The sequence below is a fragment of the Streptomyces sp. NPDC027672 genome (assembly GCF_055566335.1).
Genome location: NZ_JBVHSO010000007.1, coordinates 168,301 through 184,479 on the forward strand (window position 1 = coordinate 168,301; position 16,179 = coordinate 184,479).

The following is a 16,179-nucleotide window of genomic DNA, read 5'->3' on the forward strand; positions in this document are numbered from 1 at the left end:
CCGGACGCCGGCCGGGCGGCTCGCCGTGGGCCTGCCGCCGTCACGGCCGCCGGCCGCGCGGTTCGGGCCCGGCGGCCCGTCGGCCGCCGCCTCGGGCCAGGCCCCCGGCCGTGCTGCGTGCCTACCGGCACGACCGGCGTTGGGCGGGGCCGCGGCGGGCGGTTCAGGACTGGATCGGCGGCAGACCGGACCCCCGCCCGGCCCGGCTGCCGGACCACCGGTGAGGCCGGGCGGGGCGGCTCGCCGTAGGGGCGCCGCTGTCGCGGCCGGCGTGGGTGCCCGGCCACCGCTGGGGGCCGTCGCCGGCGCGGGTGCCCGGCCATCGGTGCGGGCGGGTGCCGGTCCGGCGGCCCGGGGCCGGACCCGCGCCGCCACGGCCGTCGGCTCGGGTGCCGGACCGCTGCCGGGGGCCGCTGCCGGCGGGAGTGCCGGGCCGTCGGCGGGGGCGGTCCGGGTGGCGGTCCCGTGCGGCCGCCAGCAGGCACAGCAGCCCCACCGCCAGCAGCGCGGCCAGGTGCTCCTTGCCCGCCAGGTTCTCCTTCGCCAGCACCTCGGCGACCATCGCCGCCGTCACCGCGCCCGCCGTCACATAGGCGCCGTACCGCCAGGCCACGAACACCGCGAGCCCCACGACCGCCGCCGACGGGCCGGTGTCCACCACCTGCGCGTCGGTCCACGGCAGCCCGAACGGGGCGTGCGCGCCGAGGGTGACGCCGAGGCGCGCGTACAGCGTCCCGGCGAGCGTGGCGGCGTAGGCGATGGCCAGCGTCCGCCGCCGGCCCAGGCACAGTTCCGCGATCCCGAACACCAGCAGGATCTGCGCCAGCGCACCCCACACCGGCAGGTCCAGCGCGGGCACGAACAGCGACAGCGGGGTGCGCAGCAGGGCCGGCCCCAGCGGATCCGCGGCGCGCACCGCGCCCAGGTCCTGCACCGGCCCGTACCCCCACGGCCGGTTCTGCACGTACTGCAGGAGCGCGGTCAGGCCGACCGCCCCCAGCGTCATCGGCAGCGCGGCGGCCCCGCGCCGGCGCAGCGGCTCGCGCACGGCGCCGTACAGCGGTCCCCACTCGGCGCGGGCCCAGCGGGCGAGCGTTCCCCTCACGTTTCCTCATCCCCGTACGGTCAGACGCGTGTCCAGGTGCCTGCGGTGCAGCCACTTCGGCAGTCCCGGGGCCTCCAGGAAGCCCTCCGCGCGGGCCGCGGCGAGGCCGATGCGCGGCAGGTCCGCGCTCTTCTCGAAGAGCAGGAACCGCGGTTCCCAGATGGGCCGGTACTTGGCGTTGGCGCGGTACAGCGACTCGATCTGCCACCAGCGGGAGAAGAAGCCGAGCAGCGACCGCCACAGCCTCAGCACCGGACCGGCGCCGAGGCGCGCACCACGTTCGAAGACCGACCTGAACATCGCGAAGTTGAGCGAGACCTGCGTGATCCCGGTCTCGCCGGACCGCCGCAGCAGCTCGATGACCATGAACTCCATCAGCCCGTTGTCGCAGTCCCGGTCCCGCCGCATCAGGTCCAGGGACAGCCCGGCCGGGCCCCAGGGCACGAACGACAGCAGCGCCCGCAGCCGCCCTTCGGCGTCCGTGCACTCCAGCATCACGCACCGGCCGTCGCCGGGGTCGCCGAGCCGGCCCAGCGCCATGCTGAAGCCGCGTTCGGTCGCGCCGTCGCGCCAGTCGTCGGCGCGCTCGACGAGGAACGCCATCTCGGCCGCCGGGATGTCCTCGTGCCGCCGGATCCGCACCCGGTACCCGGCCCGCCGCACCCGGTTGTACGCCTGCCGGACCGTGCGCATCGCCCGCCCCTCCAGCGTGAACTCGGCGATCTCCACGACCGCCTCGTCGCCGAGTTCCAGCGCGTCCAGCCCGTGCCGGGCGTAGACCGTCCCGGCCTCCTCGCTCGCGCCCATCACCGCCGGGATCCAGCCGTGCGCCCGCGCCTCGGCCAGCCACGGCGCGATCGCCCCCGGCCACGCCTCCGGGTCGCCGAGCGGATCCCCGGACGCCAGGCTCACCCCGCCCACGACGCGATAGGCGACGGCGGCCTTCCCGGTCGGCGACCACACCACGCTCTTCTCCCGGCGCAGCGCGAAGTAGCCGAGCGAGTCGCGCTCACCGTGCCGGTCCAGCAGGGTCCGCAGCCGTTTCTCGTCGTCCTCGGTGAGCGGGTCGACGGCCCGCCGGGAGCGGAAGGCGGCGTAGAGGACGGCGAGGACGAGGGCCGTGCTGAGCACGTTGACCGCCACGTTGGCCCAGCGGGGCGGCTCGATCCCCGGGAAACGGGACTCGTCGGCCGCCACCGACACCAGCCGCAGGGTGCCGTAGTACCAGCGCTCCCGGAACGTGGAGCGGGCCGCGTCCGGCGCCTGGTTGGTGACCGTCACCAGCAGTCCGGCCAGCAGGCTCGCGGCCAGGCCGCCGCAGACCGCCACGGTCGCCGCGAGCCGCGGGTTGGACCGGTCGCCCTTGGCGTAGAACTCCCGGCGGCCGGCGAGCAGCGCGCCCACGAAGGCGGCCGTCAGGACCAGGGAGACCCAGTTCTGCGCGTACCGCCGGATCTCCGGGAACGCCATGGCCAGTGCGAGCAGGGCCAGGAAGAGCCCGCTCACCACCAGGTTCAGGATCCACGCGGCCCGCTTGCGGCGCCGCATGGTGATCGCCAGGAAGGCGGTGAACACCCCGGAGGCGAAACCGGCCGTCAGCAGATACGGCGTGAAGAAGTCGTCCTGGTTGTGCCGGCGCACGTCCTGGCCGAGCGAGACCCACACCGCGCTGAGGAAGTTGACGAAGGCGACGGTCCGCAGATACCAGACGGCGAAGGCGCCGGCCCGCCGGGAAGTCCGGGTGGACCGCCCCGCCCGCTCCGCCACGGCAATTCGGGCATCTCCCATGAAGAGGATCATATGGCCACGGCCGGGACGAACCGCGCTTCTGTGGCCGGCTCCCGCTCCGGCCCCTCTGTTCGGGCGTGTTCGGGTGCCGGACCGGCCCCGGCCGGCCCGGCACCACCGGGCTACTCCTCCCCGGCCGCCGGGTCCTGCCCGGTCCCCGGCGTCTTCGGGCTGCCTGGCTCCGGGTCCTTCGCAGCCCCCGTGTCCGCCACGGTCGCCGGGTCCTTCACGGCCACCGGGTCCGCCACGGTCTCCGCGTCCTTCACGGCTTCCGTGTCCTGCCCGCTCCCCGGCTCCGGCTCCTCCCCGGCCGCCGGCTTCTCGGGCAGCTCCGCGGCCAGCGCGGCGGCGCTGCGGACGAGCGGCAGCGCCAGCAGCGCGCCCACGCCCTCGCCGACCTTCACGCCCTGCTCCAGCAGCGGCTCCAGCGCCATCCGGTCCAGTGCCTTCGCCTGGCCCGGCTCCCCGCTGGCGTGCCCGGCCAGCCACCAGTCCGGCGCCCGGAACGCCACCCGCTGGGCGACCAGCGCGCACGCGGCGGCCACCACCCCGTCCAGGACGACGGGCAGCTTGCGCACCGCGCACTGGAGCAGGAACCCGGTCATCGCCGCGAGGTCCGCCCCGCCCACGGCCGCGAGCAGCTGGAGCTGGTCCCCGAGTACCGGCCGGGCCCGCCGCAGCGCGTCCCGGACCGCCGCGCACTTGCGCATCCACGTCAGGTCGTCGATCGCCAGCCCGCCGCGCCCGGTCGCGACGGACGCGTCGGTCCCGCACAGCGCGGCGACCAGCACCGCCGCCGGCGTGGTCCCGCCCACGCTGACATCGCCGAGGACCACCAGGTCGGTGCCCGAGTCGGCCTCCTCGTCGGCGACCGCGACCCCGGCCAGCAGGGCGGCCTCGGCCTCCTCCGGGGTGAGCGCGTCCTCGATGTCGATCCGGCCGCTGCCCCGCCGCACCCGGTGCCGGGTCACATCCGGCGGGAAGGTGTCCGCCGGGCAGTCCACGGCCATGTCCACGACCCGTACGGGCACCTCCAGCCGGCGCGCGAGCACGGACACCGGGCTCGCGCCCTCCAGCACCGCCCGCACCAGCCGCTCCGCGCCGCCCGCCGGCCGCGCCGACACGCCCAGCCCGGCGACGCCGTGGTCGCCGGCGAACAGCACCACCCGCGGCCGTTCGACCGGCCGCACCGGCACCTCGCCCCGCGCGGCGGCCAGCCACTCGCCCAGCTCGTCCAGCCGGCCCAGGGCCCCGGGCGGCACGACCTGGCGCTCGCGCCGGGCCTCGGCGTCACGGCGCACGCCCCCGTCCGGGCGCTCGATCAGATCGGTGAAGTCGTCCAGATTAAGGCTGCTCATTCGCCGAACAGTACCGCCAGCGGGCGCACGCTCCCGCGGCACATCACCGCCCCGCCCGCACGCCGTCTTGGCACCGCGGACCGGTATCCCATACGTTCCGCTTTGCCGCGGAATGTCGCACAGGGAGCCGCCCATGCCGACCACGCCCCTCACCCCGCAGATCACCACCCCCCACGACCCCTTCCAGGAGCCGCGCCGCGCGGACTGCCCCTGGTGCGGCTCCCGGGCGCTGCGCACCCGGCTGCGCGCGCCCGACCCGCTGCGCCACCGGGCGGGCACCTTCGTCCTCGACGAGTGCGCCGACTGCGCCCACACCTTCCAGAACCCCCGGCTCAGCGCGGAGGGACTCGCCTTCTTCCGCCGGGACGCCTACGAAAGACAGCTGGCGGACCTCACCGCCCGCGTGCTGCCCGAGCGCGCGGTCCGGCGCCGGCACCGGGCCACCGCCCGGCGGCTGTCGGCGCTGCGCGAACCGGAGAGCTGGCTGGACGTCGGCACGGGCCACGCCCGGTTCCCCGAGGCGGCGAAGGAGTTCTTCCCCTACACCAGCTTCGACGGGCTGGACCCCACGGCGCGGGTGGAGCAGGCGCTGCTGGAGGGCCGCGTGGAGGAGGCGCACCGCGGCTATCTGACGACGCCCGGCATGACGGCCCGGCTGCGCGCCCGCTACGACGTCGTCACCATGTTCCACCACCTGGAGCACGCCCCCGACCCGCGCGCCGAACTCCGCGCCGCGCTGACCGTGCTGCGGCCCGGCGGCCACCTGGTCGTCGAAGTACCCGACCCGCGCAGCCTGTTCGCCGTACTCCTCGGCAAGTGGTGGCTCCCGCACGGCCAGCCGCGCCATCTGCACCTGCCGCCGCCGGCCAACCTGCGCGCCGAGCTCTCGGCCCTGGGCTGCGCGGTCCTCGTCACGGACCGCACGGACCCGCACGTGCCGTACGACCTCGCGGCGGCCGTCGCGCTGGCGCTGGCGCACGCCCGTCCGCCGCTGCGTCTGGCGGCGGCGCCGGTCCGCACGCTGGCCGCGGCCCTGGACCACGGATGCGCTCCGCTGCTGCGCCGGACGCGGTTCTCCAACGCGTACCGGATCGTCGCCCGCAAGGGCGCCGGGTGACCGCCGGCCGCTCACCCCCGCAGCACCAGCGCCTGCCCCGCCACCACCAGCACCACCTGCTCGCACTCCGCCGCGAACGCCGCGTTCAGCCGGCCCAGTTCGTCCCGGTAGCGGCGCCCGGACGCCGTCGCCGGGACGATCCCCGAGCCGACCTCGTTGGACACCGCCACCACGGACCGCCGGGTGCCGCGCACCGCCTCCGTCAGCTCCCGCACCCGCTCCCGCAGCGCCTTCTCGCCACCGCCCGCCCACTCCGCGTCGTCCCACGCCCCGACGGAGTCCATCACGTCCGTCAGCCACAGCGACAGACAGTCGACCAGCAGCGGCGGCCCGTCCTGCGCCAGCAGCGGTACCAGGTCGGTCGTCTCCGCCGTACGCCACGAGCCCGGCCGCCGCTCCCGGTGCGCGGACACCCGCGCCGCCCACTCGGTGTCCCCGGCGCGCGTGCCGCCCGTCGCCACGTACAGCACGTCCGGGAACGCCTCCAGGCGCCGCTCCGCCTCCACCGACTTGCCCGAGCGGGCCCCGCCCAGCACCAGTGTCCGGCGCGGCACGTCCGGCACCTCCTCGTACGCCCCGACCACCAGCGTCGAGCCGTCCGGCACCGCCCGCGCCCCGGCCGCCGCGAGCCGGCGCCGCAACTCCGCGCCGGGCGGCACGTCGTGGTCCAGGTGGACGGCGAGGACGTCCGTCGTGGGGCCGGCGGCACCGGCCGCCCGCAGCCGGGCGAGGGCGTCCGGGCGGTTCACCACGTCCGCGAGGACCATGTCGTAGGGCCGCGCCGCCGTCTGCTCCAGTCCGGCCGGCGACCCGCCCGGCGGCAGGTACAGCAGCCGCTGCCCGTCCGGCCCGGTCACCGCGTACCCGGTGCCGCCCGCGTCCATCGCCACGGCCCGCACTCGATGCCCCGTCAGCAGCGCCAACTCCCGCCCGTCCGGCACCCGGCCGGGCTGAGGCAGCCCGGCCGGCACCTCCACCGCCGGACCGTCGTGCGGGTGCGACAGCAGCACCTGCCGCACCCCGGCCAGCGAATGCCCGGCGCGCGCCGCCGCGAACGCCGCGCCCGGGGTCAGGTCGAGCAGCAGCGCGTCGTCCACGAGCACCGCGGTCGCGGCCCGCGCGCCGGGCCCGAGCGCGCTCGCGCAGGCGGCGCAGGAACAGTCGGGCCGCGGCAGTCCCGCGGGGGCACCGGTACCGAGCAGAGTGATGTCCACGGACCGATTTTCGCCTGTCCCGGCAGGTCTTGCGCTTCCGGCTAGGCTGCCAGCAGGTGTTGGATCAAAGGAGGCCCACATGACGGCATGGACGTGGCGGTTCGAGAAGGCCGACGGGACGGAGGTCCAGCCGGCGGTCCAGCCCGAGGAGTTCACCACCCAGGGCGACGCCGAGTCCTGGATCGGCGAGCAGTGGAAGGCGCTGCTGGAGGGCGGGGCCGACCAGGTGCGGCTGTTCGAGGAGAACACCGAGATCTACGGCCCGATGAGCCTGCACGCCGACGCGTGAGCGGCCGTATGGCGGGGTGAGGAGGCGGCGCCCTCCTCACTGCTCGCCCAGCGTCACCTCGGCGGTGTGCCCGGTGCCGTCCCGCAGGTACGTCACCGTGGTCCGCCGGCCCGGCCGGTCCGCGGCCAGCGCCTCGGACAGCGAGGTGATGGTGGTCAGCGGGGTGTCGCCCAGCCTGGTGATGACGTCGCCGGGGCGCAGGCCCGCCCGGTCGGCCGCGCCGCCGGCCCGGACGCTGACCACCGCCACCCCGGCCGGCCGGTACCGGTCGTCCACGACCGTGCGGGCGGTGATGCCGAGGGCCGCCCGCCCGGAGTCGACGACCTCGCCGTGCCGCACGATCTGGCCGGCGACCGTGCGGACCAGGGACGCCGGGATCGCGAAGCCGATGCCGGGCGCGGCGCTGCCGCCGAGGCCCGGGTCGGCCGCGGCGAGCGTCGGGATGCCGATCACCCGCCCGTCCAGGCCGACCAGGGCGCCGCCGCTGTTGCCGGGGTTGATCGCGGCCGACGTCTGCACCATGTTCGCGATCGTGGCGCCCGTGCCGCCGCCCTCGCTGCCCTCGCTGACGGTCCGTCCGGTCGCCGAGACGATGCCCTGCGTCACGCTGGACGACAGCCCCAGCGGCGAGCCCATGGCCAGCACGATCTGGCCGGCCTCCACCTTCTCGGAGTCCCCGAACACCGCCGGCTTCAGCCCGTCGGGCACCCGGTCCAGCCGGACCACGGCGAGGTCCTGCTCCGGGTAGGAGTAGACGAGGGTCGCGGTGAGCGGCTCCTCGCTGCTGGCGGTGGTCACCTGGAAGGTCTTCTCCGCGCCGACCACGTGCGCGTTGGTGACGATGTGCCCCTTGTCGTCGTACACCACCCCGGAGCCCAGGTCGCGGCTGGCCTGGATCTGCACGACCGACGGCAGGACATCCCTGATCACCTGCTGGTAGCGGTCCTGGAGATCGGTCGCGGCCGTCGGCACGGCCGCCCCGGTGGCCGCCGGGGCGTCCCGTCCGGCCAGGGCGACGGGACCGGAGCAGCCGGCGGCCGGGGCCGCGCAGCACAGGAGCGCGACGGCGAAGACGGCCGTCCGCGGCGCGCGGGTACGGGAAGCGTCCATGCCCCGAGTCTCACCGCGCCGTGATCACCCGGCCCGCGCTGTTGCCCCGAACGGGCTCAGGGCCTCCCTTACGGAGTACCCCGGACGCGGGACGGAGCACACCGGACGCGCGGGCCCCGGGCCCGGACGGCAGCCCCCAGGGCCGGCCTGATCCGGACGGAAGACCCTAGCCCCGTACGCCGCACAGGTGCAGCAGCGCCGCCACCCCGCGGTAGGGGTCCGTGCGGCCGGCCCGCTCCTCGACCGCGAGCAGCGTCCCCAGGTCGTCGGGCAGCGCCGCCTCCTGCGCGGCCGTGTCCGTGAAGACCCGCACGCCGTACCAGGCGCGCAGCGGCGCGGCGATGCCGTCGAGCGTGGCGGTCAGGGCGGCCAGCCGGTCGGCGCGGACGTCCAGGCCGAGGCGGTTCTGGTAGGCGGTCGTGTCGAAGGCGGCCAGGGCGCCCGCCCAGTCACCGCCGAGACCCGGGCGCATGGCGAGCGCGTCGCCGTTGCGGACCAGCAGGGAGAGCAGACCGCCCGGGGCCAGCATCCGCGCCAGGCCCGCCACCAGCGGGTCGGGCTCCGTCACGTACATCAGGACGCCGTGGCACAGCACCACGTCGAAGCTGCCCGGCAGGAAGTGCACACCGGTGTCCCGCCCGTCGCCCTGCACCAGCCGCACCCGCTCCCGGATGCCCTCCGGTTCCCGGGCCACGGCCTGGCGGGCGGCGGCGACCAGCACCGGGTCCTGCTCGACGCCGGTGACGTGGTGGCCGAGCCGGGCCAGCCGCAGCGCCTGCGCGCCCCGGCCCATCCCCACGTCGAGCACCCGCAGCCGCCGCCCGACCGGGAACCGCCCGGCTATCTGCTCGTCCAGCTGCCGGGCCACCAGCTCCCGGCTCACGACATCGCGCAGGCCGCCCGGCCCGTCCGGCCGGGCGTCGGCCGCGCCCCCGGTGACAGCCTCTGCGCTCAGGGCCGCTCTCCGCGCTTGACCTGCGGCTTCGGCAGCCGGAGCCGGCGCATCTGGAGCGAGCGCATCAGCGCGTAGGCCACCGCGCCGCGGGTGTTCTGGTCCGGGAAGCGCTCCGCGAGCCGCTTGCGCAGCCGGAAGCCGCTCACCGCCGCGTCCAGCACGATCAGCACGATCACGATCAGCCACAGCAGCAGCGCCACGCTCTGGATGGAGGGCACCCGCACCACGCTCAGCACCAGGATGACCACGGCGAGCGGCAGGAAGAACTCCGCCACGTTGAACCGGGAGTCCACCCAGTCCCGGGCGAAGCGGCGGACCGGGCCCTTGTCCCGGGCGGGCAGATAACGCTCGTCGCCGCTGGCGAGGGACTGGCGCTGCCGCTCCAGGGCTTGCCGCCGTTCCTCGCGCCGGCGCTGTGCTGCCTCCTTGCGGTTCGTCGGCGTGGAGGCGACGCTGCGGCGCTGGGGCCGGGCCTCACTGCGCTTGGGCGTGGGCCGGCCCTTGGGGGCCTGCGGGTCGCGGGGCTGCTTGGAGTCGGTCACCGGCGCCTTGTCGGCGGGGGCCTTCTCTTCCTTGGCACGGCTACGGAACACAAAACCCAAGGGTAAGGGCTGCACCGGCATGGACCCCAGCCCCGCGGGGAACGATCCGGCAACACCGGGCGTCTGTAGGGGACGGAGGGAGGAGATCGGGGTGGGATCACCTACTCCTCGCGCCGGAGCGGGACGGTCCGCGGTCGTCCTCGGGGAGGAGCGCATCACCCCGCGAACAGTGCGGTAATGGAGACAGGGCCCGTACTGTGGGTCTTGTCGCAGGTTCGGTGAGCTGGAGTCCGTCAGAAGGGGGCGCGCGAAGCCCATGAGCGGTGTCATGAAGCGTATGGGGATGATCTTCCGCGCGAAGGCGAACAAGGCCCTTGACCGGGCCGAGGACCCGCGCGAGACCCTCGATTACTCCTACCAGAAGCAGATCGAGCTGCTGCAGAAGGTGCGGCGCGGCGTCGCCGACGTGGCGACCAGCCGCAAGCGCCTGGAGCTCCAGCTCAACCAGCTCCAGCAGCAGTCCGGCAAGCTGGAGGACCAGGGCCGCAAGGCGCTCGCGCTCGGCCGGGAGGATCTGGCCCGCGAGGCGCTGTCCCGCAGGGCCGCCCTCCAGCAGCAGGTCACGGACCTGGAGTCGCAGCACGCCACCCTCCAGGGCGAGGAGGAGAAGCTCACCCTGGCGGCCCAGCGCCTCCAGGCCAAGGTGGACGCCTTCCGCACCAAGAAGGAGACCATCAAGGCCACCTACACCGCGGCCCAGGCCCAGACCCGCATCGGCGAGGCGTTCTCCGGCATCTCCGAGGAGATGGGCGACGTGGGCCTCGCCATCCAGCGCGCCGAGGACAAGACCGCCCAGCTCCAGGCCCGGGCCGGCGCCATCGACGAACTGCTCGCCTCGGGTGCCCTGGACGACCAGTCCGGGATGCAGAAGGACGACATCCAGGCCGAGCTGGACCGGCTCTCCGGTGGTACGGATGTAGAGCTGGAACTGCAGCGCATGAAGGCCGAGCTGGCCGGGGGCTCCCCGCAGCAGGCTCTCGAGGGCGGCACCGGTCAGGGGCAGTCCCAGCAGCAGCCGCAGGACACCCCGCGCTTCGACAAGCAGTAACCGGTCCGACGCCGGGGTCCGAGCCGATGGAGGCCGACGTGATCGTACGGATCATGGGGGAGGGCCAGGTGAGGCTGGACGACGCCCACCTCGCCGAGCTGAACAGGCTGGACGACGAGCTGCTGGCCGAGGTGGAGAGCGGTGACGGCGAGGGGTTCCGCCGCACGCTCGCCGCGCTGCTGGACGCCGTCCGCCGCTCCGGCACGCCGCTGCCCGACGACGCGCTGGAGCCCTCCGAACTGATCCTGCCGTCCCCGGACGCCACCCTGGAGGAGGTCCGCTCCCTCCTCGGCGACGACGGCCTCATCCCGGGCTGACCGGCCCAGGTCCCGGTCCGGGGACCGGTGCGCGAAGGGCGCCGTACTGTTCCCCCGTGAGCACTCTCGACCGCGCCCGGTGCGGCCTCAAGGCCCACCCGCTGGCCCTGGACGCGGCCCTGGCCGCGGCCGTCCTCGTCTGCATGGTCGCCGGCTCCTTCGCGGTGCCGCGCGACGGGCACGGCGTGACCTGGGGCGTGCACACTCCGGACGTCCTCAGCCTGCTGCTCATGCCGGCCGGCGCCGCGGCGCTCGTCTTCCGCCGCCGCGCGCCCCGCACGGTCCTCGCGTTCACCGGCACGGTCTCCGTGGTCGAGTGCGTCACCGGCGACCCGCGCGCCCCGGTCGCGATGTCCGCCGTCGTCGCCTTGTACACCGTCGCCGCGACCACCGACCGCCCCACCACCTGGCGCCTCGGCCTGCTCACCATGACCGTGCTGACGGCCGCCGCCATGCTCGCCGGCCCGCTGCCCTGGTACGCCCAGGAGAACCTCGGCGTCCTCGCCTGGACCGGCATCGGCGCCACCGCGGGCGACGCCGTGCGCAGCCGCCGCGCGGTCGTCCAGGCCATCCGGGACCGCGCCGAACGCGCCGAACGCACCCGCGAGGAGGAGGCCCGCCGCCGGGTCGCCGAGGAACGGCTGCGCATCGCCCGTGACCTGCACGACGTCGTCGCCCACCACATCGCCCTGGTCAACGTCCAGGCCGGGGTCGCCGCCCACGTCATGGACAAGCGGCCCGACCAGGCCAAACAGGCCCTGGCCCATGTCCGCGAGGCCAGCCGCAGCGCGCTGGAGGAGCTGCGCGCCACCGTCGGCCTGCTGCGCCAGTCCGGCGACCCGGAGGCCCCCACCGAGCCCGCCCCCGGCCTGAGCCGGCTGCCGGACCTCGCGGCCACCTTCCGCAGCGCCGGCCTCCCGGTGGAGGTGGCCGGCGCCGGCCAGGGCGGCGAGCTGCCCGCCGCCGTCGACCTGGCCGCCTACCGGATCGTGCAGGAGGCGCTGACGAACGTGCAGAAGCACGCGGGACCCGGCGCCCGGGCCGAGGTCAGCGTCGTACGCGTCGGCCCCGCGCTGGAGGTCACCGTGCTGGACGACGGCTCCGGAACGCCCGGGGTGCCCGAGGCCGGCGGCGGGCACGGGCTGCTCGGCATGCGCGAGCGGGTCGGCGCCCTGGGCGGCACCCTGACCACCGGACCCCGCTACGGCGGCGGTTTCCGCGTCCATGCGATCCTGCCCGTCAAGACGCCGCCGGCCCCAGGGGAGCCCGTATGACCATCCGTGTCCTGCTCGCCGACGACCAGGCCCTGCTGCGCAGCGCGTTCCGGGTGCTGGTCGACTCCGAGCCCGACATGGAGGTGGTGGGCGAGGCGTCCGACGGCGCGGAGGCGGTCCGGCTGGCCCGGGAACAGGCCGCCGACGTGGTCCTGATGGACATCCGGATGCCCGGCACCGACGGGCTCGCCGCCACCCGGATGATCAGCGACGACCCCGCCCTGGCCCAGGTCCGCGTGGTCATCCTGACCACCTTCGAGGTGGACGACTACGTGGTGCGGGCGCTGCGCGCCGGCGCCTCCGGCTTCCTAGGCAAGGGCAGCGAACCGGAGGAGCTGCTGAACGCCATCCGGATCGCGGCCGGCGGCGAGGCCCTGCTGTCCCCGGCCGCCACCAAGGGCCTGATCGCCCGCTTCCTCGCCCGCGCGGACGACGGCGACGGCTCCGGCCCGGCCCGCGCCGAGCGGCTGGGCGCGCTCACCGGCCGGGAGCGGGAGGTCCTCGTCCAGGTCGCCGGCGGTCTGTCCAACGACGAGATCGCCGAGCGCCTGGCGGTCAGCCCGCTGACGGTGAAGACGCACGTCAACCGGGCCATGGCCAAGCTGGGCGCCCGGGACCGGGCACAGCTCGTCGTGATCGCGTACGAGTCGGGGCTGGTCCGTCCGAGGAGGGACTGACCTCCACCCGCGTGTACTGCGCGCGGAGTAGGGGCCCGGCACCGGAACGGGACCTGGGGCCTACGGAACGGGCCCTCGGCATGGCCCAAGGTGGTGCAGTGGGCGTCCGCCCGCGCCCCCCGCCGCTTCTGCCGCTCCCAGAAGAGAGACCCTGACCCATGTCCTGGCTGTCCCGGTTCAGCCTCGCGCAGCGCGCCCTCGTCGGGCTCGTGTCGCTGATCGTGCTCGCCTTCGGGCTGATCGCGATACCCCAGATCAAGCAGCAGTTGCTGCCCACCATCGAACTGCCCATGGTGTCGGTGATCGCGCCGTACCAGGGCGCCTCGCCCGACGTGGTCGAGAAGCAGGTCGTCGAGCCCATCGAGGACAACCTCCAGGGCGTCGACGGCGTCACCGGCGTCACCTCCACGGCGAGCGAGGGCAACGCCGTGATCATGGCGTCCTTCGACTACGGCAACGACACCAAGCGGATCATCTCCGACGTCCAGCAGGCCGTGAACCGGGCCCGCAACCAGCTCCCGGACGACGTCGACCCGCAGGTCGTCTCCGGCTCCACCGACGACATGCCGACCGTGGTCCTGGCCGTCACCTCCGGCAAGGACCAGCAGGCGCTCGCCGACCAGCTCGACACGACGGTCGTACCGGCCCTGAAGGACATCGACGGCGTCGGCCGCGTCCAGGTCACGGGCGTACGCGACCTCCAGGTCACCGTCACCCCGGACGACGCGAAGCTGGCGCGGGCCGGGCTCACCCCGGCCGCCCTCGCCCAGGCCCTCCAGGCGGGCGGCGCCACCGTCCCGGCCGGCTCCTTCGACGAGGACGGCGTGGGGCGCACCGTCCAGGTCGGCGGCGGCTTCACCTCACTGCGGCAGATCGAGGACCTGCGGATCGCCGGCGCGGACGGGAAGAAGCCCGTGCGCCTCGGTGACGTGGCCGCCGTCGCCAAGCGGCCGGCCCCGGCCGACTCCCTCACCCGCACCGACGGCCGGCCCAGCCTCGCCGTCAACGTCACCATGGACCACGAGGGCAGCGCGGTCTCCATATCCGACGCGGTCCACGACAAGCTGCCCGGGCTGCGCGCGGACCTCGGCGCGGGCGCGAAGCTCACGGTCGTCAGCGACCAGGGCCCGGCCGTGTCCAAGTCCATCAAGGGCCTGACCACGGAGGGCGCGCTCGGTCTGCTCTTCGCGGTCCTGGTGATCCTGCTCTTCCTGGCGTCGGTCCGCTCGACCCTGGTCACGGCGGTGTCCATCCCGCTGTCCGTGGTCCTCGCCCTGCTCGTGCTGTGGACCCGCGGCCTGTCGCTGAACATGCTGACGCTGGGCGCGCTGACCATCGCCGTCGGCCGGGTGGTGGACGACTCGATCGTGGTCCTGGAGAACATCAAGCGGCACCTCGGCTACGGCGAGGAGCGCAAGGAGGCCATCCTCACCGCGGTCCGCGAGGTGGCGGGCGCGGTCACCTCCTCCACCCTCACCACCGTCGCCGTGTTCCTGCCGATCGGCCTGGTCGGCGGCATGGTGGGCGCGCTGTTCGGCTCGTTCAGCATCACCGTGACGGCGGCCCTGCTGGCCTCCCTGGTGGTCTCGCTGACGGTCGTGCCGGTCCTGTCGTACTGGTTCCTGCGCGCCCCGAAGGGCACGCCCGCGGACGCGGCCCAGGCCCGCCGCGAGGCCGAGGAGAAGGAGGCGAACAGCCGGCTCCAGCGCGCCTACGTCCCGGTCCTGCGGTTCGCCACGCGCCGCCGCCTCACCAGCGTGCTCATCGCGATCGTCGTCCTGGTCGTCACCTTCGGCATGTCCGGCCTGCTGAAGACGAACTTCTTCGACCAGGGCGAGCAGCAGGTCCTCACCGTCAAGCAGAAGCTGAAGCCCGGCACCGGCCTCGCCGCCACCGACGCGCAGGCCCGGCGGGTGGAGAAGCTGCTCGCCGCCACCGACGGCGTCAAGGACTACCAGGTCACCGTCGGCTCCTCCGGTTTCATGGCGGCCTTCGGCGGCGGCACCGACACCAACCAGGCGTCGTACCAGGTGATGCTGGAGGACTCGGCCTCCTACGACGAGGTGCAGCGGCACCTCGAGGACGGGCTGAAGAAGCTGGACGGCATCGGGACGACCACCGTGTCGGCCGGTGACGGCTTCGGCAGCCAGGACCTGAGCGTGGTGGTGAAGGCGTCCGATGCCAAGGCGCTGCGCACCGCGGCGGAGCAGGTCCGCTCCACGGTCGCCGGCCTCGACCACGTCACCGACGTCACCAGCGACCTCGCCCAGAGCGTGCCGCGGATCTCGGTGAAGGCGAAGCCCGCCGCGGCGGCGGCCGGGTTCGACGAGCAGAAGCTGGGCGCCGCGGTGGCGCAGGCGGTGCGCGGCACGACGGCGGCCAAGGCGGTCCTGGACGACACCGAGCGGGACGTCGTCGTCCGGTCGGCGAAGCCCGCGACCACGCTGGCCCAGCTCCGCAAGCTGCCCCTCGGCCCGGTGCGGCTGAGCGACGTCGCCACGGTGAAGCTGGTGGACGGCCCGGTGTCCATGACCCGTATCGACGGGCAGCGCGCGGCCACCGTCACGGCCCGGCCGACGGGCGACAACACGGGCGCGATCAGCACCAAGCTGCAGTCGAAGATCAAGGACCTGAAGCTGCCGGCGGGCGCCACGGCCGAGATCGGCGGTGTCAGCTCCGACCAGGACGACGCGTTCAAGAACCTGGGCCTGGCCATGCTCGCGGCGATCGCGATCGTCTTCATGCTGCTGGTGGCGACCTTCCGCTCGCTCGCCCAGCCGCTGATCCTGCTGGTCTCCGTCCCGTTCGCGGCGACCGGCGCGATCGGTCTGCTGGTGGCCACCGGCACCCCGATGGGCGTGCCCGCGATGATCGGCATGCTGATGCTGATCGGCATCGTGGTGACCAACGCGATCGTGCTGATCGACCTGATCAACCAGTACCGCGCACAGGGGTACGGCGTGGTGGAGGCCGTGATCGAGGGCGGCCGGCACCGGCTCCGCCCGATCCTGATGACCGCGCTGGCGACCATCTTCGCGCTGCTCCCGATGGCCCTGGGCGTCACCGGCGAGGGCGGCTTCATCGCCCAGCCGCTGGCCGTGGTGGTCATCGGCGGCCTGATCACCTCGACCCTGCTGACCCTGCTCCTGGTGCCGACGCTCTACGCCATGCTGGAGCTGCGCAAGGAGCGCCGGGCGAAGAAGCGCGCGGCGAAGCGGCGGCCGGCGGCGGAGAAGACGCCGGAGCCCGCCGGGGTGTGATCCCCGCCGGGGTGTGACGGGTACGGAAAAGGGCCGGGTCTCCTTGCGAGGCCCGGCCCTTGTGC

At 74.8% G+C, this 16,179-nt stretch carries 13 protein-coding genes and 2 pseudogenes; 8 read left to right on the forward strand and 7 right to left on the reverse strand.

The window, feature by feature from the left end:
• Positions 1 to 17: 17 nt before the first annotated feature.
• Positions 18 to 224: pseudogene (locus ACZ4SV_RS18790) on the forward strand (hypothetical protein); the annotation flags it as partial.
• A gap of 185 nt (positions 225 to 409) precedes the next feature.
• Here the strand turns inward: ACZ4SV_RS18790 and ACZ4SV_RS18795 are convergent.
• From ACZ4SV_RS18795 to cobT, 3 genes and pseudogenes are all read right to left on the reverse strand, one after another.
• Positions 410 to 1,105: pseudogene (locus ACZ4SV_RS18795) on the reverse strand (hypothetical protein); the annotation flags it as partial.
• A gap of 6 nt (positions 1,106 to 1,111) precedes the next feature.
• A complete protein-coding gene (locus tag ACZ4SV_RS18800; protein ID WP_468005561.1) occupies positions 1,112 to 2,893 on the reverse strand; it encodes a phosphatidylglycerol lysyltransferase domain-containing protein in 1,782 nt (593 codons plus the stop codon).
• 122 nt (positions 2,894 to 3,015) lie between these two features.
• On the reverse strand, positions 3,016 to 4,251 hold the full coding sequence (gene cobT / locus ACZ4SV_RS18805; RefSeq protein ID WP_468005563.1) for a nicotinate-nucleotide--dimethylbenzimidazole phosphoribosyltransferase: 1,236 nt from the start codon (positions 4,249 to 4,251) through the stop codon (positions 3,016 to 3,018).
• Between the two features lie 133 nt (positions 4,252 to 4,384).
• On the opposite strand from cobT, the gene ACZ4SV_RS18810 reads away from it, so the two are divergent.
• Positions 4,385 to 5,368 carry a class I SAM-dependent methyltransferase gene (locus tag ACZ4SV_RS18810; protein WP_468005565.1) on the forward strand — a complete coding sequence of 328 codons (984 nt, stop codon included), beginning with the start codon at positions 4,385 to 4,387 and terminating at the stop codon, positions 5,366 to 5,368.
• Between the two features lie 11 nt (positions 5,369 to 5,379).
• On the opposite strand, the gene ACZ4SV_RS18815 is transcribed toward ACZ4SV_RS18810, so the two are convergent.
• A complete protein-coding gene (locus tag ACZ4SV_RS18815; RefSeq protein ID WP_397941973.1) occupies positions 5,380 to 6,582 on the reverse strand; it encodes a bifunctional adenosylcobinamide kinase/adenosylcobinamide-phosphate guanylyltransferase in 1,203 nt (400 codons plus the stop codon).
• A 79-nt stretch (positions 6,583 to 6,661) separates the two neighbouring features.
• Here ACZ4SV_RS18815 and ACZ4SV_RS18820 point away from each other — a divergent pair, with 79 nt between their 5' ends.
• Complete coding sequence (locus tag ACZ4SV_RS18820) at positions 6,662 to 6,871, forward strand: hypothetical protein (RefSeq protein ID WP_365878876.1); 210 nt, start codon at positions 6,662 to 6,664, stop codon at positions 6,869 to 6,871.
• 36 nt (positions 6,872 to 6,907) lie between these two features.
• On the opposite strand, the gene ACZ4SV_RS18825 is transcribed toward ACZ4SV_RS18820, so the two are convergent.
• From ACZ4SV_RS18825 to ACZ4SV_RS18835, 3 genes are all read right to left on the reverse strand, one after another.
• Entirely contained in the window at positions 6,908 to 7,981 is a 1,074-nt protein-coding gene (locus ACZ4SV_RS18825; RefSeq protein WP_468005568.1) for a S1C family serine protease, read from the reverse strand.
• A 166-nt stretch (positions 7,982 to 8,147) separates the two neighbouring features.
• Entirely contained in the window at positions 8,148 to 8,849 is a 702-nt protein-coding gene (locus tag ACZ4SV_RS18830; protein WP_468005849.1) for a class I SAM-dependent methyltransferase, read from the reverse strand.
• 83 nt (positions 8,850 to 8,932) lie between these two features.
• Positions 8,933 to 9,559, reverse strand: coding sequence for a DUF3043 domain-containing protein (locus ACZ4SV_RS18835; RefSeq protein WP_365878880.1), 627 nt, complete (start codon positions 9,557 to 9,559; stop codon positions 8,933 to 8,935).
• Positions 9,560 to 9,806: 247 nt separating this feature from the next.
• Here ACZ4SV_RS18835 and ACZ4SV_RS18840 point away from each other — a divergent pair, with 247 nt between their 5' ends.
• The 5 genes from ACZ4SV_RS18840 (at position 9,807) to ACZ4SV_RS18860 (ending at position 16,114) form a co-directional block, all read left to right on the forward strand.
• Entirely contained in the window at positions 9,807 to 10,586 is a 780-nt protein-coding gene (locus tag ACZ4SV_RS18840; RefSeq protein WP_365878882.1) for a PspA/IM30 family protein, read from the forward strand.
• Between the two features lie 38 nt (positions 10,587 to 10,624).
• Positions 10,625 to 10,903 (forward strand): PspA-associated protein PspAA, encoded by a 279-nt coding sequence (pspAA, locus tag ACZ4SV_RS18845; RefSeq protein ID WP_365878884.1) that lies wholly within the window; start codon positions 10,625 to 10,627, stop codon positions 10,901 to 10,903.
• Between the two features lie 56 nt (positions 10,904 to 10,959).
• Positions 10,960 to 12,177 carry a sensor histidine kinase gene (locus ACZ4SV_RS18850; RefSeq protein ID WP_468005571.1) on the forward strand — a complete coding sequence of 406 codons (1,218 nt, stop codon included), beginning with the start codon at positions 10,960 to 10,962 and terminating at the stop codon, positions 12,175 to 12,177.
• A complete protein-coding gene (locus ACZ4SV_RS18855) occupies positions 12,174 to 12,854 on the forward strand; it encodes a response regulator (protein ID WP_468005573.1) in 681 nt (226 codons plus the stop codon). Before ACZ4SV_RS18850 ends, ACZ4SV_RS18855 begins: the two co-directional genes overlap by 4 nt.
• A 158-nt stretch (positions 12,855 to 13,012) precedes the next feature.
• Positions 13,013 to 16,114: an efflux RND transporter permease subunit gene (locus ACZ4SV_RS18860; protein ID WP_468005575.1), complete on the forward strand. Its 3,102-nt coding sequence runs from the start codon at positions 13,013 to 13,015 to the stop codon at positions 16,112 to 16,114.
• The last annotated feature ends 65 nt before the right edge of the window (positions 16,115 to 16,179 follow it).